At 39.8% G+C, this 23,590-nt stretch carries 20 protein-coding genes and 1 tRNA gene; 18 read left to right on the forward strand and 3 right to left on the reverse strand.

All coding sequences use genetic code 11. The features are described 5' to 3' along the window. Together K2X50_05455 and K2X50_05460 are read right to left on the reverse strand one after the other, a co-directional pair. A partial coding sequence (locus K2X50_05455) for an APC family permease (protein MBX9586687.1) occupies positions 1–1,301 on the reverse strand: 1,301 nt, incomplete at its 3' end. A 249-nt stretch (positions 1,302–1,550) separates the two neighbouring features. Further along, positions 1,551–2,963 (reverse strand): hypothetical protein, encoded by a 1,413-nt coding sequence (locus K2X50_05460; GenBank protein ID MBX9586688.1) that lies wholly within the window; start codon positions 2,961–2,963, stop codon positions 1,551–1,553. Between the two features lie 190 nt (positions 2,964–3,153). Between K2X50_05460 and K2X50_05465 the strand changes: the two genes are divergently transcribed. From K2X50_05465 to K2X50_05490, 6 genes are all read left to right on the forward strand, one after another. Next, entirely contained in the window at positions 3,154–3,360 is a 207-nt protein-coding gene (locus K2X50_05465) for a hypothetical protein (protein ID MBX9586689.1), read from the forward strand. 92 nt (positions 3,361–3,452) lie between these two features. Further along, positions 3,453–3,998: a hypothetical protein gene (locus K2X50_05470; GenBank protein ID MBX9586690.1), complete on the forward strand. Its 546-nt coding sequence runs from the start codon at positions 3,453–3,455 to the stop codon at positions 3,996–3,998. Positions 3,999–4,137: 139 nt separating this feature from the next. Beyond that, on the forward strand, positions 4,138–6,084 hold the full coding sequence (gene ftsH, locus K2X50_05475) for an ATP-dependent zinc metalloprotease FtsH (protein ID MBX9586691.1): 1,947 nt from the start codon (positions 4,138–4,140) through the stop codon (positions 6,082–6,084). A gap of 13 nt (positions 6,085–6,097) precedes the next feature. After that, positions 6,098–6,922, forward strand: coding sequence for a dihydropteroate synthase (folP, locus tag K2X50_05480; protein MBX9586692.1), 825 nt, complete (start codon positions 6,098–6,100; stop codon positions 6,920–6,922). Positions 6,923–6,930: 8 nt separating this feature from the next. Continuing rightward, positions 6,931–8,262, forward strand: a complete 1,332-nt coding sequence (glmM, locus tag K2X50_05485; protein MBX9586693.1) for a phosphoglucosamine mutase — start codon at positions 6,931–6,933, stop codon at positions 8,260–8,262. A 295-nt stretch (positions 8,263–8,557) separates the two neighbouring features. Next, complete coding sequence (locus tag K2X50_05490) at positions 8,558–13,003, forward strand: ankyrin repeat domain-containing protein (GenBank protein MBX9586694.1); 4,446 nt, start codon at positions 8,558–8,560, stop codon at positions 13,001–13,003. A gap of 19 nt (positions 13,004–13,022) precedes the next feature. Here the strand turns inward: K2X50_05490 and K2X50_05495 are convergent, their stop codons facing one another. Further along, positions 13,023–13,748, reverse strand: a complete 726-nt coding sequence (locus K2X50_05495) for a TerC family protein (GenBank protein MBX9586695.1) — start codon at positions 13,746–13,748, stop codon at positions 13,023–13,025. 177 nt (positions 13,749–13,925) lie between these two features. On the opposite strand from K2X50_05495, the gene tpiA reads away from it, so the two are divergent. From tpiA to nuoI, 12 genes are all read left to right on the forward strand, one after another. Continuing rightward, on the forward strand, positions 13,926–14,684 hold the full coding sequence (gene tpiA / locus K2X50_05500; GenBank protein ID MBX9586696.1) for a triose-phosphate isomerase: 759 nt from the start codon (positions 13,926–13,928) through the stop codon (positions 14,682–14,684). Further along, positions 14,672–15,043 (forward strand): preprotein translocase subunit SecG, encoded by a 372-nt coding sequence (gene secG / locus K2X50_05505; GenBank protein ID MBX9586697.1) that lies wholly within the window; start codon positions 14,672–14,674, stop codon positions 15,041–15,043. Before tpiA ends, secG begins: the two co-directional genes overlap by 13 nt. A 31-nt stretch (positions 15,044–15,074) precedes the next feature. Then, a tRNA-Leu gene (locus K2X50_05510) sits at positions 15,075–15,161 on the forward strand. A gap of 28 nt (positions 15,162–15,189) precedes the next feature. Then, positions 15,190–15,546, forward strand: a complete 357-nt coding sequence (locus K2X50_05515; protein ID MBX9586698.1) for an NADH-quinone oxidoreductase subunit A — start codon at positions 15,190–15,192, stop codon at positions 15,544–15,546. Then, a complete protein-coding gene (locus K2X50_05520; protein MBX9586699.1) occupies positions 15,537–16,013 on the forward strand; it encodes an NADH-quinone oxidoreductase subunit B in 477 nt (158 codons plus the stop codon). Before K2X50_05515 ends, K2X50_05520 begins: the two co-directional genes overlap by 10 nt. A 16-nt stretch (positions 16,014–16,029) precedes the next feature. Next, positions 16,030–16,707: an NADH-quinone oxidoreductase subunit C gene (locus tag K2X50_05525; GenBank protein ID MBX9586700.1), complete on the forward strand. Its 678-nt coding sequence runs from the start codon at positions 16,030–16,032 to the stop codon at positions 16,705–16,707. Then, complete coding sequence (locus tag K2X50_05530; GenBank protein MBX9586701.1) at positions 16,700–17,953, forward strand: NADH-quinone oxidoreductase subunit D; 1,254 nt, start codon at positions 16,700–16,702, stop codon at positions 17,951–17,953. Before K2X50_05525 ends, K2X50_05530 begins: the two co-directional genes overlap by 8 nt. Next, complete coding sequence (gene nuoE / locus K2X50_05535; protein ID MBX9586702.1) at positions 17,950–18,456, forward strand: NADH-quinone oxidoreductase subunit NuoE; 507 nt, start codon at positions 17,950–17,952, stop codon at positions 18,454–18,456. The genes K2X50_05530 and nuoE overlap by 4 nt, the downstream gene beginning before the upstream one ends. After that, a complete protein-coding gene (gene nuoF / locus K2X50_05540) occupies positions 18,456–19,724 on the forward strand; it encodes an NADH-quinone oxidoreductase subunit NuoF (protein MBX9586703.1) in 1,269 nt (422 codons plus the stop codon). Before nuoE ends, nuoF begins: the two co-directional genes overlap by 1 nt. 10 nt (positions 19,725–19,734) lie before the next feature. Further along, entirely contained in the window at positions 19,735–22,077 is a 2,343-nt protein-coding gene (nuoG, locus tag K2X50_05545) for an NADH-quinone oxidoreductase subunit NuoG (protein ID MBX9586704.1), read from the forward strand. Then, positions 22,070–23,095: an NADH-quinone oxidoreductase subunit NuoH gene (nuoH, locus tag K2X50_05550; GenBank protein MBX9586705.1), complete on the forward strand. Its 1,026-nt coding sequence runs from the start codon at positions 22,070–22,072 to the stop codon at positions 23,093–23,095. Before nuoG ends, nuoH begins: the two co-directional genes overlap by 8 nt. Then, positions 23,095–23,583 (forward strand): NADH-quinone oxidoreductase subunit NuoI, encoded by a 489-nt coding sequence (nuoI, locus tag K2X50_05555; GenBank protein MBX9586706.1) that lies wholly within the window; start codon positions 23,095–23,097, stop codon positions 23,581–23,583. Before nuoH ends, nuoI begins: the two co-directional genes overlap by 1 nt. Positions 23,584–23,590: the final 7 nt, after the last annotated feature.

Here is a 23,590-nt window from a genome sequence, read left to right on the forward strand (position 1 = left end):
TTTGATTTCTGACGCAAACGATTGAGGGCCATTGGAATAATTCCTATAGCAATACCTCCGATGCCAATTAGGACCGTGATAAAATCAAAAGTTGGAATACTATAGCAGGCAATAAATACGAGGAAACTGGCGCTGGCGGCTGGCCATAATAATAAGGTAATAAAAGGCCATATGCCTTTCATTGCATCAGAGCGATAATGCCATGCACAGGCAAAACCTGCTAAACCGTAATAGAACGCCACTTGAAATCCAATCGCATTAACAGAATCTTTAATGATTAAATTAATCGATGGAAAATACGATGAAAGGAATAATAATGCTAAGCCAAGTGCAACAATCACGCTCGTTGCAACCCAAGGGGTTCGCCAGCTTTTATGTAAAATCGCATAACGTGGTTGAAGTGCTCCATCGCGTGCTTTTGCGTACATGGTGCGAGTAAATTGAAGTATGGATGTTTCGAGAGTGCCTATTGAGCTTAACATGACGGCAAAAACGGCCAAGTAACTCCAAGGTTGTGGAAATAATTTTTCAGCCAATGCAAATAAGACATTTGTGCTGGACTGTTGAATTTCTGCATCACTTAGCACTAATAATACGGCGACAACGAACCCTATAAACAATAATAACGATGTAATCATGGCTGCTAATGCGCCACGACCCGAAACATGTTCACCATTTTTTGTTTCTTCGTTGAGATTGAGCGTTACGTCCCAACCCCAGAAAAAAAATAGTGCGATCAGAGCTCCGCTAGCAAAAAGAGTTGGAGTAAATTCACTCAATGAAAACCAACGCAACGTAAATAAGTGTGCGCCTTCGTGATTGTAGTGGATAATGGAGGCGATAATGACGGCAACTAAAACGCCGACCTCGATGGTTGTCATTATCACTTGAGTATAACTTGTTGGTTTAATACCTTTAACGACAATGGCGCTGACGACCAAAAGCCATCCTGCGGCGACAAAGGTTACGGCTCCGGGAGCCGTGGCAAATTTGGGAGCAATAAGGATAAGTGTCGCTGTTGCGGCGGGGATTGTACCCGACACCATAAAGACGGTGGAAGCGACAAGAAGTGCCCACCCAGCTAAAAAACCTAAAGTTGGATGAAATACTTTTCCAACCCAGGCGTAGGAAGCCCCAGCATTAGTAATCATTTTATTTAAATGCATAAAAGCGAATGTAATACCGAGCATGATGAGTCCGCAATACAGCAAACTTCCCGCGGCCAACACGCCTACTGCTGCAATTAATGTTGCTGTTGTTGCAGTGGCGCTAAAAGCAGGCGCGGTTCCAGCGATACCCATGACCATTGACTCACCAAGGCCTAAGGCATCTTTATGTAGTTCAACTTCTGTTGTCACACGTTTCTCCGGTTACAAATTAAATATCATGAGGCGATGAATTTTACATGAATAATCCCTGTGTGCAATGAAAGATTATCTTTAGTGGTATAACCACGAGGGCTTTGAGATTTGAGCAAGATGAACAATCAGGATATGAGCGAGCATAGTAACGCTCTTCCGCTAGAGTGACGGCTACGCTCTCCCTATCGACTAAAATACGAGTTGAGCAACTTGCTGGTTGTTATTTTTTTCAATTTGATATTCGGATGTCATGCTGACGAGATTATTTATTAATTTTGGAAAAATAGTTGAAAAATATTGGAGACGAGTAGTGGTTTCAGGAATTGCCTTAATAAATTTATAACTTTCTTCAACCATTTTTCGTACGAGTGTTGGGTTTTTTTCTAGATATTCTTTAGATACTAAGGTGTCATTTTTTACTAATTCATAGAGTTGGTTGATTACTCGTAATTCATTTTCGGTATTCTCGAAATACTTTGTAAAAAACTTCGATTGCATTTCATAATTTTCCAATGAGTTAGATGCGCTCTTAAGAAATTGAATGTCTTCATTAATCGCATTATCGATACTTGCAGTAAGTTGATTATAAATTGAAACAAGTTGAGCATCTTCACATTGTAAAACATCGAGAGTTTTAATTTTTTGCTGTAATGTTTCCAAACCGATATATGTTCTTGTAGTCAAGCTTGTTATTTGACGTAAGCAAGAAAGTGAGAGCAAATTAAATAATTCTTCTGACATCCAATGTGATAGTGATGATTGTTGTGCATCTAAATTGATTTCCTGAGGTAATAAGGCGCGACTATGTCTTAACAACTCGCTGATTTGTTGATATTCATTCTCAATTATTTTTTTATACTGAGTATTCAGCTCTGTAAGTTCTTGATGGAGATAATTAGTCTTCTCTAATGGATCTAATTCGCATTTTGGTTGACTTTGTAAAATTTGAGTTTTAGGTGAGCTTTGTTTTTGAGGTGAGTCAGCGTCGGCTCGTGGCATTGATCCTAGACCTAAAGATTGTGACCAATTGAAAGATGGAGATTTACCTAAAGGAGAAGCGGGCATATCAGGTCCCGAAAGAAATCTTGGTGAAACTTTTTGAGATTTATTTTGTCTTGGGGTTGGTGAGTGGCCGCGTGAGTATTCTTCTGGAGAGGATTTTGATGAAACTGTTGAGGAATCCTCGAAAATCGGTTCATCTGCCTCTAATTCGTCTTCAAGACTTCGTGCTACTGGCTGAATTGTTGCAAGACTATTTGCAAATGGGGGTTTATTTGGAGATTTCCAGTGAACAGATCGCGCGGGTGAGTCGTCTGAGTTTAAGTCGCTCAGTAGTCTCTTTTTAGGTGGTGTTTTTTGGCCTAATAATCTGGCTCTTAGACCAATAGTTTCAGGAAAAGTCTTTTTAGTTCGGATATGGGAAGGAACTTGAGCAACAAAATTCTCTTGAAAATAATCTTGCTTTTGAGTCTGAATAGCGTCTTTTGCTTTTAAGGATTGAGCTTCTTGAGCGCTATCAATAATGCTTTTCATTTCTTCTATACATTTTTGTAGTTCAGTGTGGAGTGTGTCCAAAATCGCATCTTCGTCAGACATTTGCATGCTTAGTTCTCTTTTTTAAGGTATCAGTTTAAGTTTTCTAGCCGCATAGTTTAGGGGTAGAAATCTAAGAAGTCAATGTGAAATTGCTTTTTTATCATGTTTTATTGGCAAAAGTCTTGTAGCTTGATTTTTTTTAGTGCGATCTTTAAGATACCAACACTTAAAGGATTCTAATGCAAAGGAGCATGTTATGAGCAATAAGAAACAAGGAGAGCTCACGGTTTTTCGTCAAAATCCGTCTGCCACGATCCCAATGGAGACTGTTGTTGCCCTAGCTCAGCAACGTCAATCCGCGCTCGGCCGTCGTCTTAACGACAATGATTCCATACAAAGTCAGCTGGACCAATGGGCAAAAGAGAACGCATTAGAGCCATCTCAAAATACAATTCTCAAATAATTTTTTCGATGATTCAAAGTGCTAAACGCTGTGAAAACAGAGGTTTTCGTGTTAATATCATCTTTTGATCTTAATTAGAGTTTATATATAAAATGCTCATATCTCCTAAAGCTATAGAAAATGAAATTCTGCATGCGTTGATGCTGATTGTTGCGCGTCGCCGATCTCAAGGTGAGTTCGAGATGGATCAAGGTGTTATTGCTCATGAATTATATGAGTCTGTTCATACTGAAACTGACAAGGGCGGGGAAACTCAAGAGAGTGCGGGGCAAGACTTAGTGCCTGGAGATCTGCTCCAATTAGTGCTCAAACCTAATTTGCCTGCGGATGTGCTTGAAATGATTGCTAAACTGCTCAATAACGATCCCGCTGCGCGTCAAGCCCTAGTGAAAGTATTAACGTCAAACTCTACCTCCGTAAGCGTGCGTAAGGCCCTAACAGCAGTTTTAGCGAAGTGTGCTGAGCATGGATACAGTAATGCATTAGAGGTATTGGATGAGGCTTTAACTAAAGTGAATATGCCTGAAATTCGTCGGCAATTGACAAATAGCGTCGAGATGACGAGTCGATATACAGCGGATATGTTACGACTAAACCCGAGCTCTCTGCCGACACCAAGCCCATTCAAACGGTTTTAGAATCAACAGCCCTCATATAGGGCATTGAGTGAGCAAAACATCCAAAATTCTTAACCGGGAGATGATTTAGGTTTCCAATATAAGAAAGACAGACTATAATGTTATTTTATCTAATGTTATTTGAAAGAGTGGCACGCCAATGAATATGGTTCGAACTTTGATGCTATGGGCAGTGATAGCCCTAATAATGGTAGTGGTATTCAACAATATGAATCCACCTCATACAGCCAATGATAAAATTGCTTATTCCCAGTTTTTGAATGCTGTTAATAAAGGTCAAGTCACTAAAGTGACCATTACTGATGACCGTAGCATTAATGGGACTTACACTGATCACAAAACATTTAATACCTATATGCCTGTGATCGAAGATCAAACGCTTTTAACGGAGCTTGTTAAAAAAGGCGTGGAAGTGAATGGTAAGGCACCGGCAGAACGGGGTCTGTTTATGCAATTGTTCGTGAGTCTTTTCCCAACGGTTCTGTTGATCCTTTTCTTAGTCTACATCATGCGTCAGATGCAAGGTGGCGGTGGAAAGGGTGGTCCAATGGCATTTGGACGTAGTCGCGCTAGAATGTTGACTGAAGATCAAGTCAAAGTGACTTTTGCCGATGTGGCGGGTGTCGAAGAAGCTAAAGATGAAGTCAAAGAATTAGTCGAATTCTTAAAAGATCCAGGTAAGTTCCAAAAATTGGGCGGAAAAATACCGTGTGGTGTTTTGCTAGTTGGTTCACCAGGTACTGGTAAAACACTTCTTGCTAAAGCGGTGGCCGGTGAAGCTGGTGTTCCATTCTTTACGATTTCAGGTTCTGACTTTGTTGAAATGTTTGTAGGTGTCGGTGCTTCTCGCGTACGTGATATGTTTGATCAAGCGAAAAAACATGCACCGTGCATTATTTTTATTGATGAAATTGATGCTGTTGGACGTCATCGTGGCGCTGGTTTAGGGGGTGGTCATGATGAACGTGAGCAAACATTAAACCAACTCTTAGTTGAGATGGATGGTTTTGAAGGTAAAGAAGGGGTGATTGTAATCGCTGCGACGAACCGTCCTGATGTTTTAGATCCCGCTTTGTTACGTCCAGGTCGATTTGATCGTCAAGTCGTTGTGTCCTTACCGGATATTCGTGGTCGTGAGCAAATTTTAAAAGTACATATGAGAAAAGTGCCTCTGAGTGATGACGCAAATGCAACACAAATTGCGCGAGGTACACCAGGATTTTCAGGTGCTGATTTGGCGAATTTAGTAAACGAAGCTGCTTTATTTGCTGCCCGATCTAATAAACGGAAAGTAGGGCAACAAGAATTTGAATTGGCAAAAGATAAAATTATGATGGGTGCTGAACGTCGATCCATGGTGATGAACGATGAAGAGAAAAAATTAACAGCTTATCATGAAGCGGGACATGCCATTGTTGGTATATTAGTTGAACAACATGATCCTGTTTATAAAGTAACGATTATTCCTCGTGGACGTGCATTAGGTGTCACCATGTTTTTACCAGAACAAGATCGTTATAGTTATTCTAAACAACGCTTGGAATCTCAAATTGCAGGATTATTTGGTGGTCGAATTGCTGAAGGTTTAATTTTTGGTGAGAAAAATATTACAACCGGTGCATCCAATGATATTGAAAAAGCCACAGAAATTGCGCGTAGCATGGTTACTAAGTGGGGGCTCTCTGATAATTTAGGGCCGCTCACCTATGGTGAAGAAGAAGGTGCAGTCTTTTTAGGCCGAGAAATGTCACGTCATAAAAATGTTTCAGATACAACCGCACACGCGATCGATTCTGAAATTAGAATTATTATTGATCGTAATTATCAGTTGGCAGAAAAAATCCTTAATGAAAATGTTGATAAATTACACATGATGGCTGATGCATTAATTAAATTCGAAACGATAGGTGAACAACAAATTCAAGATATTATGGCAGGTCGTGAAGCAAGACCACCTGCAGATTGGATTGAATCTGATTTTAATACACCCACTCAGTCTACTACGCCAAATGAGAATGAATCAGCTAGTTCGCAGCGATCAACGGAATCACGTGCTGATAGTAATCCTGAAGCTGCGTCGAGTTAGATAAGGAGATAAAATGACTGCTTTAATGGGAATCGTGAATATCACACGAGATTCTTATTCAGATGGTGGCCATTTTTTAAGTCCTCAAAATGCAATTGCGCATGCGATAGAATTATACAAATCAGGTGCCGCAGTTATAGATTTAGGGCCTTCTTCAAGTCATCCTGGTGCGCCAATTGTTCCACCAGAAACAGAAATTGAACATCTCGAGCCAGTGCTGGATGCGTTATTAGCAAGGCAAATACCGATTTCTATAGATTCATTTCATCCAGAGACACAACGTTATGCGATTGCAAAAGGTGTTCAGATAATTAATGATGTTCACGGTTTCCCTCACCCGTATTTTTACCCCGAATTAGCGAGTAGTACCTGTAGTTTAGTTGTTATGCAAAATATCCACGGAGATAAACCAGCTGAGCGAATTGTCACGGACCCACGAACAATCATGTCAAAAATTTATCAATTTTTCGATCAACGAATTAATGCTTTGGTCAACGCTGGTATAGCAATAGAACGATTAATTTTGGATCCAGGCATGGGATATTTTTTGAGTTCTGAGCCAGAAGCTTCATTGGTGGTTTTACAAAATATTCGAGCGCTGAAGCAACAATTTAATTTACCTGTTTTAGTGTCTGTCTCTCGTAAATCTTTTATTCAAAGAATAACTGAACAAGCACCAATAATGACTGGAGCAGGTACTCTTAGTACAGAATTATTTGCAGCTGCTCAAGGTGTCGATTGGATTCGAACGCATGATGTGCGTGCATTACGTGATGGCCTTGCTATGCAAAATCGCTTAGCAACGTCTGTCTTAGAAAAAGAACTAGAAATGGCTTAGAGGAAATTATGGCAACACAACATTATTTTGGTACTGATGGAATACGAGGAAAAGTAGGTGATTCACTCATTAATCCGATGTTTGTCATCAAATTGGGTTGGGCCATTGGGAAAATCCTGGGTAAAGAAACTCGCGGAAAAGTTCTCATTGGGAAAGATACGCGCATTTCAGGGTATATGTTGGAATCTGCACTGGAAGCTGGATTGTCAGCAGCAGGAATGGATATTCATTTATTAGGTCCTATGCCAACACCTGCGATTGCCTATTTAACGCGTACACTTAGAGCCTGTGCAGGAATCGTAATCAGTGCATCACACAATGGTTACGAAGATAACGGATTAAAGTTTTTTTCTCCAGAGGGCTATAAATTACCCGATGAATTGCAATTAGAAATTGAAGCTCAAATTGAAAAACCGATGCAAACTATTGAATCGGTTAAATTAGGAAAAGCAGTGCGCGTCGTAGATGCGCCTGGGCGTTACATTGAATTTTGTAAAAGTACTGTTCCTTCACGAGTTAATTTTAATGGATTAAAAATAGTTGTGGATTGCGCTAATGGAGCAACTTATCATGTCGCGCCCGCAGTATTTCGCGAATTGGGTGCGGAAGTTGTAGAAATATCCACAAGTCCTGATGGATTGAATATTAATGCGCAATGCGGCTCCACACACCCAACATTTTTGCAACATGCTGTGCGTGAAGCGGGTGCACATTTGGGAATTGCATTTGATGGTGACGGTGACCGCGTTATTATGGTTGATGAAAAAGGAGAAATTGTAGACGGTGATCAATTATTATTTATTATCGCCCGTCATCTTCAAGGAATCAATAAACTGCACGGCGGCATTGTAGGGACCTCAATGACAAACTTAGGCTTTGAAGAAGGTTTGGCTGCATTAAATATACCTTTTGAACGCGCGCCTGTTGGGGATCGTAATGTAATGTCACTGCTCAAACAAAAAAATTGGCAATTAGGTGGAGAATCATCGGGTCATATTGTACATCTTGCATTATCAACAACCGGTGATGGCATAATCTCTGCACTGCAAGTGTTGTGTGCAATTATCGAATCTGGTCGAAGTTTGACCGATTTAAAAAATGGTATGCAAAAATACCCACAAGTTTTATTAAACGTTCCAACACCTGCAACTTTTGATTTAAATAATTCACTTATTCAAGATGCGTTACGGCACACTGAGAATCAATTAGGAAATAATGGTCGCGTATTACTACGAGCCTCTGGCACTGAGCCTGTCATTCGCGTCATGGTCGAAGGTCGCAATCCTGATGAAGTGCAGCAATTGGCGCAAATTTTAGCTAGAACAATATCCGACCAGTAACGGCGTCGCGTCTAAACCTGAATATATCATACACTGGCGCCCTGGCTAAAAAGCAATAAATATAACCTTAATTTATTTAATTTCATTATTAAAGATACAAAATCTCTCACAACTCAAGGCGCGACGCCGATTTAATAATCTCTTAATAAACACATGGTTATATACTCTGTTTATGGCATACATAGACTAAAACAGCGGTAGGTCGGGCGCTTTTCCTACAAAAGCTTGAGATATTGGCCTGTTTATGGTATTTTTAAAGCAATTTTGATGAAAACTCTGATTTTTGGGGGAAACGATGCAAGTTAAAGAGACGGTTAGAGACTACATTAATAGAGCTGTTGCTCATCATAAATTGAAAGGGGCGCTGGAAAAAGCTCGTAAGACTTTGGAAAAGCTCGGTGCGTTAGAGTCTTTGCAAAAAGAAAACAAGTTATCAGATGCAAATGATTTGGTGTTGAGATTATATAATGAACTATTTGATTTTGAAGATATATTAGAATCGTTAGGGATAAAGGGGATATGTGAATCTACTCAATCTAAATTGAAAGATTGTGCAACAGCTTTAGCCAAAGTTCATAAGCTAAGAACAGACCACGTTGGATATATTAGTAAAGATTATTCATCAAACAAACTTCACATGACGACTAAGAAATCCTTTGAAGAGATTCTTGTTTTGTTCGAAAATAACTTAGATGAACTAAAAACAATACAAGATGAAGCTATACATGCACTTCAGTCTTCTTTTAGAGACCCATCTTTGCTTTTAAATGAGAAATTACTTTCAAAAACATACATTGTGCCGCCTGTTGAAGAAGGTCATGAATTTAAATTTTTAACTGAACGTTTTACTCAAAAGACAGCAGCAAATCAGCACAAATTTGATTTTAGTCCGCTACAATATGCTGCTCATCTTGGATGTATTCCGGCAGTTGAAGTATTCTGTAATCGACTTTCTAAGGTTGAACCAAAAACTCTTCGATTAACGGGTGAATTCGGAGTTTCAGCATTAAGTAGAGCAGCAAAGTGTGAAGATCGTGTGATTCCTCTTCTCGTTAATAGTTTTCCCTCTGAAATTACGAACTTAATTATTGATGCTATGCAAAGCGATGACTATGTTAGTGTGAAGACCATATTAAATTCTGCGATGGTTGATGCTGAGTTGAACGTTCCAGAACTGCTATCTAAAATGCTGTCAACTCCTCACGGATGTTTTGATCCCGGAAAAATGTTGGCACTTGCCGCGGTAGTTTCAAAAGACGCGGATCTTGCCAAAAATCGAGAAACAATTACAGATCAGATTACTCAAATTCGTGAGTATGGTGATGGTCATGATGGTTTGAACATTCTGATGATCATAGAATTACTAAAGTGGTCGGCTCGAAGTGGTAAGTTAACACAGATAAATAATACAGAACAAAATCTTTTGCATCTTTTCTGTCAGAAGGGTCATGACCTGCCTGTAGTGATAGAAACCTTTTCCAAACTAACTCAGAGACAGCAAAATCTGGCAGATATGGAAGATAATTTGGGTAATTTACCACTGCATTATGCAACACAAAATAACATGACTAAGTCTGTAGGCGCTTTGTTATTGAATACGTCTAATATAAACAAACAGAATAAAGACGGCAAAACAGCATTGCATCTGGCTGCAGAAATAGGCAATCCTGATATTATTAATATGCTGTATTTTAAAGGTGCTGATCCTTTTGTTAAAGATAAAGAAGGTAAAACACCCTCTGATATTATTAAGGAAAAGAAAGTCGCTTTTACTAAGAATAACCACGATGAAAAAGATCGGATAAAAGCCGATTTGGATCTTATTAAAACTAACAATGGGAATGGTGATAAAGATAAGGCAAAAGGATTGCTCAATGCATTAAAAGAAGCTTTGCTCGAGTATAATAAACTCATTTCGGATGAACGTACTGAACACGAAAAAACGAAAGTTGGTGAGTTAACAGCTAAAATTAATCTATTAAAGAAGTCTATAAGACAAGTGTTATCACAGCAACAAAATGATGCACTGAAACTTGCGGATTTAGTCGGTTTATCAAATCTTCAAACCAATAGGCTAGGGGTTCAGAATCATCTGGATAAAAAACTGACCGATTTAGAAAATGCTGCAAAGCTTTTAGCTAATTACACTCGCTCTTTTGACGAGAAAGAAAATGTTCCATCTGCTCCAGCTACAAAACGAGAGATTAAATATACAGTTTTCAAAGGGGGTGGGCCAAAGGGTACCGCGAATGTGGGAGCCCTAATTAAGGCTATTAAAGATAATTTCGTAATACCTGAGGAACAAATAGGGACCGCAGGTACTTCGGCGGGAGCGATTGTTGGTCTACTGTGGGCATTGAGAAATACTGGAGAACAACTAGGAGAGAAATTATTTAATCTCGAATTTATGAGTTTTCTAGATGATGTGGATAGAACTCACACAGAGACTGTAATGGGATATGGTGATTCTATTAAAACTATGCTGAATGGCACAGCATCTTTCCTTGGTAAATTATCCACGTTACGCAGTTTGCCATCCTTATTTGAAGAATTAGGTAAACACCGATCTGGGCTATTTAAAGGAGAGGTCTATAAAGATTGGCTCATCGATCAGATCTTGGAAAAAGTTCGAGGTACTGAAGTTCTTGAGCGAATAAATGTTGAGCTGACGCAAGAGCAAAAAAAAGAGTACGATGCTCTCGATACTGAGATTAAAAAACAAGAATATATACTGCGTAAAAAAGTAGCATTAATTACATTCCAAGACTTTAAAGATTTCCCTGATTTATTTTTGGAATTTAAATGTTTTGGCACTAATATAGCTACTCAACGAGGTGAAGAATACTCGGTTGAAAAAACGCCTAATGCAACGATTTTAAGTGCCATGCGCATTACTATGTCTCTTCCTGTTATTTTTCAACCGGCATTTCTTGAAGAGAGACGATTAGTTCGAGAAGAAGAGGGTAAGCGTTATTATCAATCTGTTCGTGTTGATGACAATCCACGTATTGATGGGGGGTTGTTTGATAACTATCCAGCAAGTGCGTTTGATGTGGATCCTAAGACAGGCGTTGAACTTTATAATCCTCATACCTTAGGCTTTTGTTTGGTTCCGCCTCATCAATTTCAAGAATTTGCCTGTGATGGGCCTACACAGCACGCACCTGTCGATGACAAATCATTTTTAGATTATCTCTTTAAGATGGTTTTTGCGGTAATGTGGGGCCAACAGGATTATTATCATGGTCGTGGTTTGGATCATGAGCGTACCGTATATGTCTCTACATTAGATGTGGGTACTCTCGACTTTAATATTACTGATCGAAAGAAAGAAGATCTTTGCGATAGTGGTGGTGCTGTTGGAATCCTCGATTATCAAGGTGCACATGGGCACACACTTGAACCTACTTCATTATCGATTAGAACTAGAAAACGATTAGTTAAAAATGGTTTATTCAAAGAATTTACTCATCATCAGCATGTCCATTCTCGATTTGAGCCAGGGCGTTTAGTATCTCCCGTTGAAATTTTAAAACTCTATGCAAAAGCAGATGAAAAAGATTTACCCACCTTATCAAAATTGGTTAATACTAATACACGTGATGCTAATGGTATTACTGCATTGCATCTAGCTAAAGCTTTAGGATTTAAAGAGACGTATGATCGGCTTGTAAAATACCAGGCTAATGAAAATGCAGTATCCAAAAACGGTGTTATTGCATCTCGTACTGCGTGGGATGATATTAAACCGTTTGTTAATACAAAAGCACAAGATCAAGTTCCGGTCAGATTGCCAGGTTATTTATTTGATGAGTCTGGCCAGCCAAAGTATTTGGAAAAAGATTTTGTTAATTCGAAAAAATCAAAGTTACGTCATGAAGTGCATGAAAAAGAACTTGCGTTAGGAGATTTAGAAAAGCGACGACGAGAAGAGAATGAAAGATTGTTAGCAGGGAAAGCTTCTGAATTGCAGCAATTACAGGCTCAAAATCAAACAGCTTTGCATGAGCTGACAGAGAGAGAAGCGCAAGCTAGATTGAACCTAGAGCGTGATAAAAATTCAGATATTGAAGCTAAAAATAGAGAATTGGTGCAATTGAGAGAACAGCTTGAGGGTGAGAAAAATTCGGAAATTGAAAGGAAAAATAGAGAATTACAGGAATTGAGAGAACGCCTTGAGCGAGAAAAAAATGTGCTAATTGAACAGAATGGCCTAGAATTAACCGCACTAAGAGAAAGGCTTGCTGAAGTTGAGCGGGAAAGGGATAATAAACACGCTCAGCTTGATCCAAAGAAAATGACAATTTCGTTGTTTAAACGTTATATTGAAAGAAAAGTGATATCTCGACTAAGAGCTGCAGCTGACAATGAGCAAGAGCAAGCTATGAAAATTTCTCTTAACCAATTAACTGGAGAGATTGATGCTGCTCTCAATGGACATGCTAATCTCGATGGAAAAGCCAGAATAGATGCCATTAAAGAAGATCTCGTTGAATTGTTGAACGACATTATCGAAGGTGAAGATCAACGATTCACTTCGTTAACAGATCAGGTATGGTACATGACGTTGTTGAAAGGTTTTGTTGGTATCATTGCTGGATTCGTAGGCTTTACAATACCTTTCTTCTTTGAAGGATATCGTAATACCTTTTTCAATGGTGGTTATGCGAATCAATTATCCTACATTCGTGAAGATGTAGATTATTTTGAGCGGCAAGTAGTTCCTGTGGTCGCCGCTTAGATATCTCTGCCCCGAGTTTTTAGTTGTGTTTGGGTTTTGCATTTTTCCTATGCAGAACCCAATTGTTTAATAGCTCTATAAAAATCGCATAGCAAATTGAAAAGTACACATATGCTCTTGGTAGGTGGTAATGGAAACCATCAGCGATCAAGAGTGTTCCAATTAATAATATAAAACTCAACGCGAGTATTTTGAGGGTTGGTCGGCTTTCAATAAAACGGCTCAGCGGTTCACTTGCAAAAATCATGGCAATAATTGCAATTGTGATCGCGGTTGCCATTATCCAAAATTGTGAGGTCATGCCGACGGCTGTAAAAACACTATCAATGGAAAAAATAATATCTAAAATTCCAATTTGTAAAATCACCCATTGCACTTTACTGTAATGATGTTTGAGTTTTGCGTCTCCTGCTAATTCTGTTTCAGCATAGATTTGTTGAGTGCCTTTATAAAGTAAAAATAATCCTCCACCGATCAACAATACATCGCGGGCAGAAAAAGATGAGTCCATGATTGTGAAAAGTGTAAATTCTAAATGAGCTATCCAAAACACAGAAGCTAATAATAATAAGCGAGTGATGAGCGCTAATAAAAGTCCGAATCGACGAGCCATCTTTTGTTTTTCTGGGGGGAGTCGATTACTCGCTAGAGCAATAAAAACTAAATTATCAACGCCTAGAATTATTTCTAGCAGCGTTAATGTAAAAAGGCTAACTGCAATAGTGCTGAGCGAAGTAAAGTCCATATTATTCATCCTGAATTTAAACGTTCCAACTGTTATAAGGATAGCATTAATGGGAATTATTACAAAATAAGTGAGCAAAAACCCAAAATCTATAAACGAGAGGTGCTGAAGTTTGACCCCATTGCATTATTAGCGGATAATTTTTTGAAATTCTATTATTGAAAGGAAGTTAGCATTATGAGACGACCGATGGTGGCTGGAAATTGGAAAATGGTGGGTACTCGATCAGAAGTTGAGGTCCTAGCAAACAGTATCGCTGAGGGTGCTGGCGAAGTATCCGCAGTTGAATTAGCGGTTTTTCCGTCTTTTATCTTTATTGACCAGATTCAAAGGAGTCTATCAGGCACGATAGTGGCCTATGGAGCGCAAAATATTTCCAGCGAGCGACAAGGGGCTTTTACAGGAGAGGTTTCTGCCACTATGGTGGCTGAATTTGGGTGCCAGTATGTAATCATCGGGCACTCAGAACGCCGTCAGTATTACGGTGAAAGTGACCAAGTGGTAGCTATGAAGTTTAGCAGAGCTATTGAAGCAAGATTGAAACCTATTATCTGTGTCGGGGAGTCTTTAGCCGAACGTGAGGCAGGGCAGACATTGTCAGTCATAGGGCGGCAATTAGAAGCGGTTTTGGCCTTGGATAATGCGGAACAATCCCTTTATAATGCTGTGCTTGCCTATGAGCCTGTGTGGGCCATTGGAACAGGTAAAACGGCAACTCCTGAGGAAGCTCAGACTGTCCATCAATACTTGCGTGAACAGGTAGCGAAAAGGGATGAAAAGCTTGCTAAAGCCCTCAGAATCTTATATGGTGGCAGCGTTAAACGCGACAACGCCGCGGAATTGATGTCGCAACCCGATGTCGATGGCGGATTGGTCGGTGGGGCTTCGTTAGATAGTCAACATTTTTTGGATATAGCACGTTTATGCAACAGATAATACTGATTATACATGTTTTAGCTTCGATTAGCTTAATCGTTTTGGTGCTTTTACAGCATGGTAAAGGCGCTGATGTGGGCGCAGCATTTGGTAGTGGGGCATCCAACACGATGTTTGGTAGTGCTGGCTCAACACCTTTTTTAGTGAAAGTGACTGGCGCATTGGCAGCGATATTTTTCATGACAAGTTTAGGCCTAACCTATATGGTGTCTTCACGAGTTAAGGGACATGAGATGGTTGCACCCATCCACAAAATCCTAGAGACTCCTTCTGTGCCTTCAGTTGAAGGTCAGAAGAATCAAAAAGATCTGCCAACAAAGAATTTACCTGTTAAGAACGTTCCTGAAACACCAAATTAAGTGTGTTGAGATAGATTAAGTTGCAAACTATGCCGAAGTGGTGGAATTGGTAGACACGCTGCTTTGAGGGGGCAGTGGCCGTAAGGCCGTGTCGGTTCGAGTCCGACCTTCGGCACCATACGATAACGCAAGACTAAGGGGCGAGAATGTTAGAAAATTATTTGCCAATATTAATATTTTTAGGACTTGGGATTGTATTTGCTGTCGCACCGATGGCGTTGGGTGCCATTTTCGGCGCTCATAAACCTAATCAAGCAAAAAATTCTCCGTACGAGTGTGGATTTGAAGCCTTTGAAGACGCTCGTATTCCTTTTGATGTTCGTTATTATCTTGTCGCTATTCTCTTTATTATTTTCGATTTAGAAACAGCCTTTTTATTTCCGTGGGGAGTGGCACTGCGTAAAATAGGTTGGTTCGGTTTTACTTCCATGATGGTCTTTTTGGCTGTATTAGTAGTGGGATTCATATATGAGTGGAAGAGAGGAGCATTAGAATGGGAGTAGGCGAAGTGCAGTCACAAGGTTTTATGCTCACTTCTGTGAATAAACTCATCGGTTGGGCTCGTAGTGGATCCTTGTGGCCTATGTCTTTTGGACTCGCGTGTTGTGCCGTTGAAATGATGCACGCTGCCGCGTCACGATATGATCTTGATCGGTTCGGACTATTATTTCGTCCTAGTCCACGTCAATCAGATTTAATGATTGTTGCAGGAACGCTGTGTAATAAAATGGCTCCTGCTTTTCGTAAAGTTTATGATCAAATGCCTGAACCTCGATATGTAATTTCGATGGGGTCATGTGCAAATGGCGGTGGTTATTATCACTACGCCTATTCAGTTGTTCGAGGTTGTGATCGAATTGTTCCAGTTGATGTTTATGTGCCGGGATGTCCTCCCACTGCAGAAGCTTTAGTGTATGGAATAATTCAACTGCAGAATAAAATTCGTCGTCATTCTACTATTGAACGATAGGGATTGTGATTAAGCTATGAATATAGACATTTTACAGCAAAAATTAGAAACCCGATGGGGAAATCAACTTCTTTCTCAAGAAATTAAATTTGGTGAGCTCACTGTAGAAATTTTACCTGAGTACCTTCATGTTTTTTGTTTATCGTTACGAGATGAAAAAGATTTTCATTTTGAGCAATTAATTGATGTGTGTGGTGTAGATTATTTGCACTATGGTTTGTCTGATTGGGAAACTGAGGATGCTACGCTTACAGGTTATAGTCGTGGTGTGGAAAAAAATAGTCAAACAAATACCGCACCATCCAATAATAAACCTCGATTTGCGGTGGTTTATCATTTGTTATCTGTGAAAAATAATTGGCGTCTTCGCATTCGATCTTTTCCTGACGGAGATCCGCCGCGAATTGCATCGGTGATGGATATTTGGGAATCTGCGAATTGGTTTGAACGAGAAGCCTTCGATCTTTTTGGGATTTTATTCGATGGCCATCCTGATTTGCGTCGAATCTTAACCGATTACGGATTTGTCGGCCATCCTTTCAGAAAAGATTTCCCGCTGATTGGTCATGTCGAAATGCGTTATGATGCTGCGTTAAAACGTTGCGTTTATGAGCCTGTTAGTATTCAACCTCGCACATTAGTGCCAAAAGTGATTCGTAACGACAGTCGTTATGTTGGGGAAAAAGATGTCTAGCATTCAAAATTACACTCTGAATTTCGGGCCTCAGCACCCTGCTGCACATGGTGTTTTGCGATTAGTATTGGAATTAGACGGTGAAGTGATTACGCGTGCAGATCCGCACATCGGCTTATTGCATCGAGCAACAGAAAAACTAGTAGAATCTAAACCATACAACCAAAGTATTGGTTACATGGATCGATTAGATTATGTTTCCATGATGTGCAATGAACACGCTTACGTTTTAGCCATTGAAAAATTGTTAGGAATAACTCCACCCGTACGCGCTCAGTATATTCGCGTGTTATTTGATGAAATGACTCGAATCATGAATCATTTGCTGTGGTTAGGTGCTCATGCCATTGATATTGGCGCGATGACAGTTTTTTTATATTGTTTTCGCGAACGAGAAGATTTAATGGATTGTTACGAGGCTGTTTCGGGTGCTCGAATGCACGCCACTTATTATCGCCCTGGTGGTGTTTATCGAGATCTTCCGGATAAAATGCCGAAATATAAAGCGACTGAATGGCGCTCAGATGAAGATATGAAAGAGCGTAATCAAGATCGCCATGGGTCACTGTTGGATTTTATCTGGGCATTTACTGAACGTTTCCCGAAATTTGTAGACGAATATGAAACGTTGTTAACCGACAATCGAATTTGGAAACAACGTACCGTTGATATTGGTGTTGTGAGTCCCGAGCAAGCATTAGCACTTGGATTTACGGGTCCAATGTTAAGAGGTTCTGGTGTTGAATGGGATTTACGTAAAAACCAACCTTACGAAGTGTATGACGAAATCGATTTTAAAATTCCTATTGGAAAAAATGGTGATTGTTATGATCGGTATTTAGTTCGAATTGAAGAAATGCGTCAGTCTAATGAAATAATGCGTCAGTGTGTTCGTTGGTTGAAAAATAATGCAGGTCCTGTCATTCATCCTGATCATAAAATTACGCCGCCTTCACGTGAAGAAATGAAGCAAGATATGGAATCAATGATTCATCATTTTAAATTATTTACTGAGGGATACACAGTTCCCCCAGGTGAAGCCTATGCTGCTGTTGAGCATCCTAAAGGTGAATTTGGAATTTACATGATATCAGATGGTGCGAACAAACCTTATAGAGTCAAAGTTCGTGCAGCTGGTTTTTCTCATTTAGCTGCACTGGATCCGATGGTTCGTGGCCACATGATCGCTGATATGGTGGCAGTATTATCAAGTCAAGATATTGTATTTGGAGAAATCGATCGATGACCGAGGCAGTTACAATTGCGCCAGAAACTCAAGCAGAAATTGATCACTGGCTGAAAAAATATCCCGAAGATAAAAAACAATCGGCTGTTTTACAGGCATTAATGTTTGTACAACGTGATAATGGTGGTTGGTTAAGTGAGGCTCATTTAAATGCCGTTGCGGATTATTTAGAATTACCCCGTATTGCAGTTTATGAAGTTGCCACATTTTATGATATGTATGATTTAAAACCTGTTGGTAAAAATAAAATTGATGTCTGTACAAATATTTCTTGTAAGCTTTGTGGTTGTGATAAAATTGTTTCTCATTTAGAAAAAAGATTAGGTATTAAAATAGGCGAAACGACGGCGGATGGTCTTTACACCTTAAAAGGTGTTGAATGTTTAGCCGCTTGTGTTGGTGCTCCAATGATGCAAGTTAACGATTTTGAATACCATGAAAAATTAACGCCAGAAAAAGTGGATGCCATTTTAGACCGACTAGAAAAAGAGGAGGGCAAATAATGGCGAATGAAGTCTGTTTTCGCACATTAGGACATGAAAACCCTTCGAGTTTGTCAACGTATGAAAAATTGGGTGGTTATTCTGCGTGGAAAAAAATTGTTAAAGAAAATACGCCTAAAAAAGATATCATTGAAACTATAAAAAAATCTTGCCTAAGAGGCCGTGGTGGAGCCGGTTTTCCTACTGGATTAAAATGGAGTTTTATGCCGGATTCGGATGTACAGAAATATCTGCTGTGCAATTCAGATGAAAGTGAACCGGGCACTTGTAAAGATCGCGATATTTTGCGCTACAATCCTCATCAATTAATTGAAGGGATGCTTATTGGATGTTATGCAATTGGTTCAAGCGTTGGGTATAACTATATGCGTGGTGAGTATTGTGGCGAACCATTTCTGGCGGTTGAGCGAGCACTCAACGAGGCCCGACAAGCAGGCTTCGTGGGTAGCAATATCTTGGGTTCAGGAATTGATATTGAAATACATAATCATTTAGGTGCTGGCGCTTATATTTGCGGAGAAGAAACTGCGTTGATTGAATCACTTGAAGGTAAAAAAGGATTCCCACGTTTTAAACCGCCATTTCCGGCAAATTATGGGCTTTATGGAAAACCAACGACTGTTAATAATACTGAAACACTGGCTTCAGTACCTGTGATTATGGAAAAAGGTGCGGAGTGGTTTTTAAACTTGGGTAAGCCCAATAATGGTGGGACCAAAATATTCTGTGTTTCTGGTCATGTTGAAAAACCGGGTAATTATGAAGTGCCATTAGGAATTCCATTTGCGAAATTATTAGAACTTGCAGGTGGGGTAAGAGATGGCAATAAATTAAAAGCGGTCATCCCTGGTGGAACGTCAATGCCTGTCATGCGGGCAGACGTGATTATGAATACCGATATGGATTATGACTCTTTAATGAAGGCAGGTTCTATGTTGGGTTCTGCTGGTGTGATCGTCATGGACGAGAAGACGTGCATGGTCGATGCATTATTGCGAATTTCAGAATTTTACGCTGATGAATCCTGTGGTCAATGTACACCCTGTCGTGAAGGAACAGGTTGGTTAATGCGCATGATAGAGCGAATAGAACACGGCCATGGATGTCCAGGTGACTTAGAAAAGCTAACCAATGTTGCAAAAAATATCGAAGGTCGAACAATTTGTGCGTTAGGTGAAGCAGCAGCATGGCCAGTAGGAAGTTTTGTGAAACATTTTTATGATGAGTTTGAAGCGCATATCACTCAAAAGAAATGTCCGTTTAAGTAAAAGGTACATTATGTTTAATATTGAAATAAATGGTAAATCAGTTGAAGCCAATGATGGTCAGATGGTCATTGATGCGGCTGATGCAGCAGGTATTTATATTCCACGGTTTTGTTACCACAAAAAATTATCAGTCGCTGCGAATTGTCGCATGTGTCTCGTCGAAGTTGAGAAAATGGGCAAACCTGTTCCAGCGTGTGCTACACCCGCTGTGTCTGGAATGAAAGTATTTACTCAATCGCAGAAAGCTTTAGATGCTCAGAAAGCAGTCATGGAATTTTTGCTCATTAATCATCCATTAGATTGCCCTATTTGTGACCAAGGCGGTGAATGTGAGTTGCAAGATTTAGCGGTGGGTTATGGTGATGATGTAGGACGATATACCGAGGGAAAACGTTCGGTTGCTGATGAAGATATTGGTCCTTTAGTAGCAACAGAAATGACACGTTGTATTCATTGCACACGTTGTGTTCGATTTGGTACTGAAATTGCAGGATTTCGTGAATTGGGTATGACGGGTCGTGGAGAAAAATCTCGGATTGGAACGTACGTTAAACATTTTATGCAATCTGAAGTCTCCGGAAATATCATTGATTTATGTCCGGTCGGCGCGTTGACTTCTAAACCATATCGTTTTACTGCACGAGCTTGGGAAATGTCTCAGCAGCGCAGTATTGCACCTCATGATTGTTTAGGATCAAATATTTATGTTCATACACGTGGTTATGAGTACAGTGACTATCGTGAAGTGATGCGAGTAGTGCCTCGTGAAAATGAAAGTATTAATGAAACGTGGTTGTCAGATCGAGATCGATTTAGTTATGAAGGCCTTCATAAAGATCATAGATTAACGGGCCCCCTGATTAAAAAAGAAGGTAAGTGGTTGCAAGTTGATTGGTCAACCGCACTCAATTTCGCAGTCAATAATTTGCGCGATGTCGTTAATGCGAAAAAATCTGAACAGTTAGCTGCTATTGCTTCGCCTTCTTCGACTACAGAAGAATTATATTTATTACAAAAAATAATGCGAGATTTAGGTTCTAATAATATTGATCATCGTTTGCAACAAATGGATTTTTCGCAACAGGAAAATTGTGCATTATATCCTGGCATGAATACGGAGCTTGCTTCGTTAGAGTCTATGGATACAATTTTATTAGTAGGTTCTGATATTCGTCGCGAACAACCTTTAGCCGGACTTCGAGTACGTAAAGCATCATTGAATGGCGCTACTATTATGCGAATTGGAAGCATTGATAGTGAAATGAATTTTAAATTAACAGAAAATATTCACACCACACCGTTTTCATTGATTGAAACGTTAAAAACAATACTGGATTCATTGACAACAAGTGCGAATAACAACCCCATTGCTCAACAGCTTAAAAGTGCAGAGAAATCGATTATTATTTTAGGTGCTGAAGCTCAATCACATCCGCAAGCAACTTTAGTTCGTGCGTTGTGTTTAGAAATTGCAAAACTATCGAATGCCCATGTTGCCACGATGACAGTGGGTGCGAATAGTGCAGGCGCGTGGATTGCCGGTGCAGTGCCTCATCGAAAAGCAGCGGGTGAAAATTTAACCACCGAAGGTCTGAATGCTCAAACCATGTTTTCGCAACCACGAGCTGCTTATATATTGTTAAATGTCGAGCCGGAACATGATTTAATCTATTCAGCTTCTGCTATCGCAGCATTAAAAGCTGCCGATTTTGTCGTGTGCATGTCTCCTTATATGAGTTCTGTTCACGCAGAAGTTGCGGATGTGTTATTGCCTATTGCACCTTTTACTGAAACTGATGGAACTTTTGTAAACGTAGAAGGTAAATGGCAATCTTTTAATGCGGTGAGTCCTCCCTTTGGAGAAGTGCGACCCGGTTGGAAAGTGTTACGTGTGTTAGGTAATTTACTCGAATTGCAGGGTTATGATTATATTTGCGCCTCTGAAATTCGAACCGAATTAGAAAAATTATTAGAGCATGGCACTGCTCCTACAGAACGTACATCGTTAGATAAAAATGCGACTGCTACTGGAAAAAAAGGATTAGAAATTATTTATGAATGGCCTGCTGTGTGTATTGATGGATTAGCTCGTCGAGCGAAGGCGCTTCAAGCTACATTACCTTCGATGCAACAAGCGATTTCTATTAATCAAAGCATGGCACAAGATTTAGGCGTTAATGCAGAGCAAGAAATCACACTTAAGCAAAGTGGTCTTGAAATCACAGTTCCGGTTCAAGTTGATGCGCGAGTACCTAATAACTGTGTATTGATTCCAAAAGGTATTACTTTAACTTCTGGGTTTGGTGACGGATTTGCCGAAATTAATGTAGAGCGAGGTAATCGCCATGCTTGAACAATTAATTAGCTTAGCTTGGATCATTGCAAAAATTTTAATTATTGTGCTGCCATTGCTTGGCGTTGTTGCTTATTTGACGATGGCCGAAAGAAAAGTCATTGCATATATGCAGTATCGTATTGGAGTAAATCGTGTAGGAATTCGAGGAATTGGACAGCCCATTGCAGATGCAATTAAATTGGTGTTTAAAGAAATTATTATTCCAACTGCGTCTAATCGTTACTTGTTTGTATTGGCTCCTATTTTAGCAATGACACCCGCTCTTGTCGCTTGGTCAGTAGTTCCTTTTGATGATGGTTGGGTTTTGGCTAATGTTAATGCCGGTGTTCTATTTATTTTTGCGATGACCTCAATTGGAATTTATGGAATTATTTGTGCAGGTTGGGGGTCAAATTCTAAATACGCTTTTTTTAGTGCGATGCGTGTTGCAGCGCAAATGGTTTCCTATGAAATTGCGATGGGGTTTGCGTTGGTGGGAGTTTTGATTGCTGCTGGCTCAATGAACTTTACTGAAATTGTTCATGCTCAAAGTGGTAGCTTATTACATTGGTATTGGTTGCCATTATTGCCGTTGTTTGTTGTGTATTGGGTAGCGGGTCTTGCTGAAACAAATCGCGCTCCTTTTGATGTCGCAGAAGGTGAGTCAGAAATTGTTGCTGGATTTCATGTGGAATATTCTGGTATGACATTCGCAATGTTTTTCTTAGCAGAATATGCCAATATGATTTTAATTTCTAGCTTAGCGGTATTGATGTTTTTGGGTGGGTGGTTGTCACCTTTTCAAGGAATCCCATTATTAGAGTCGACGTTTAATTGGGTGCCTGGCATTATTTGGTTTGCTGCGAAAGTTTCGTTGTTCTTGTATTTGTATTTATGGATACGAGCAACGTTTCCACGCTATCGTTATGACCAAATTATGCGTTTAGGATGGAAAGTGCTTATTCCTGTCACGTTGCTGTGGATTTTAGTGGTAGCACTTGCGGTTCAATTTCATTTAGCACCTTGGTTTGTATGATGAAAAGATTATTAAATACAGTTAAAAGTTTTACACTTTGGGAATTATTCCAAGGGTTATTTGTCACTGGGCGCGCTTTTTTTGGGAAGAAAATTACTATTCAATATCCCGAAGAAGAAACGCCTATATCCCCTCGTTTTAGAGGGATGTTGGCACTGAGACGCTATCCCAATGGTGAAGAACGTTGTATCGCATGTAAATTATGTGAAGCTGTTTGTCCTGCAGCGGCGATTACGATCGAAGCGGAAGAACGAGAGGATGGTACACGTCGAACAACAAAATATGAAATTGATGCATTTAAATGTATTAATTGTGGATTTTGTGAAGAAGCCTGTCCGGTTGATTCCATTGTGCTAACGCCAGAGATGCATTACCACATGGAAAATCGCGGTGAAAATATTTTGACTAAAGAAAAACTGTTGGCTATTGGTGATTTGTATGAAGAACGCCTAGCCGCTGATCGGGCTGCTGATGAAAAATATCGGTAGGGGAGCA

The organism is Gammaproteobacteria bacterium (assembly GCA_019748175.1).
GTDB lineage: Bacteria > Pseudomonadota > Gammaproteobacteria > JAIEPX01 > JAIEPX01 > JAIEPX01.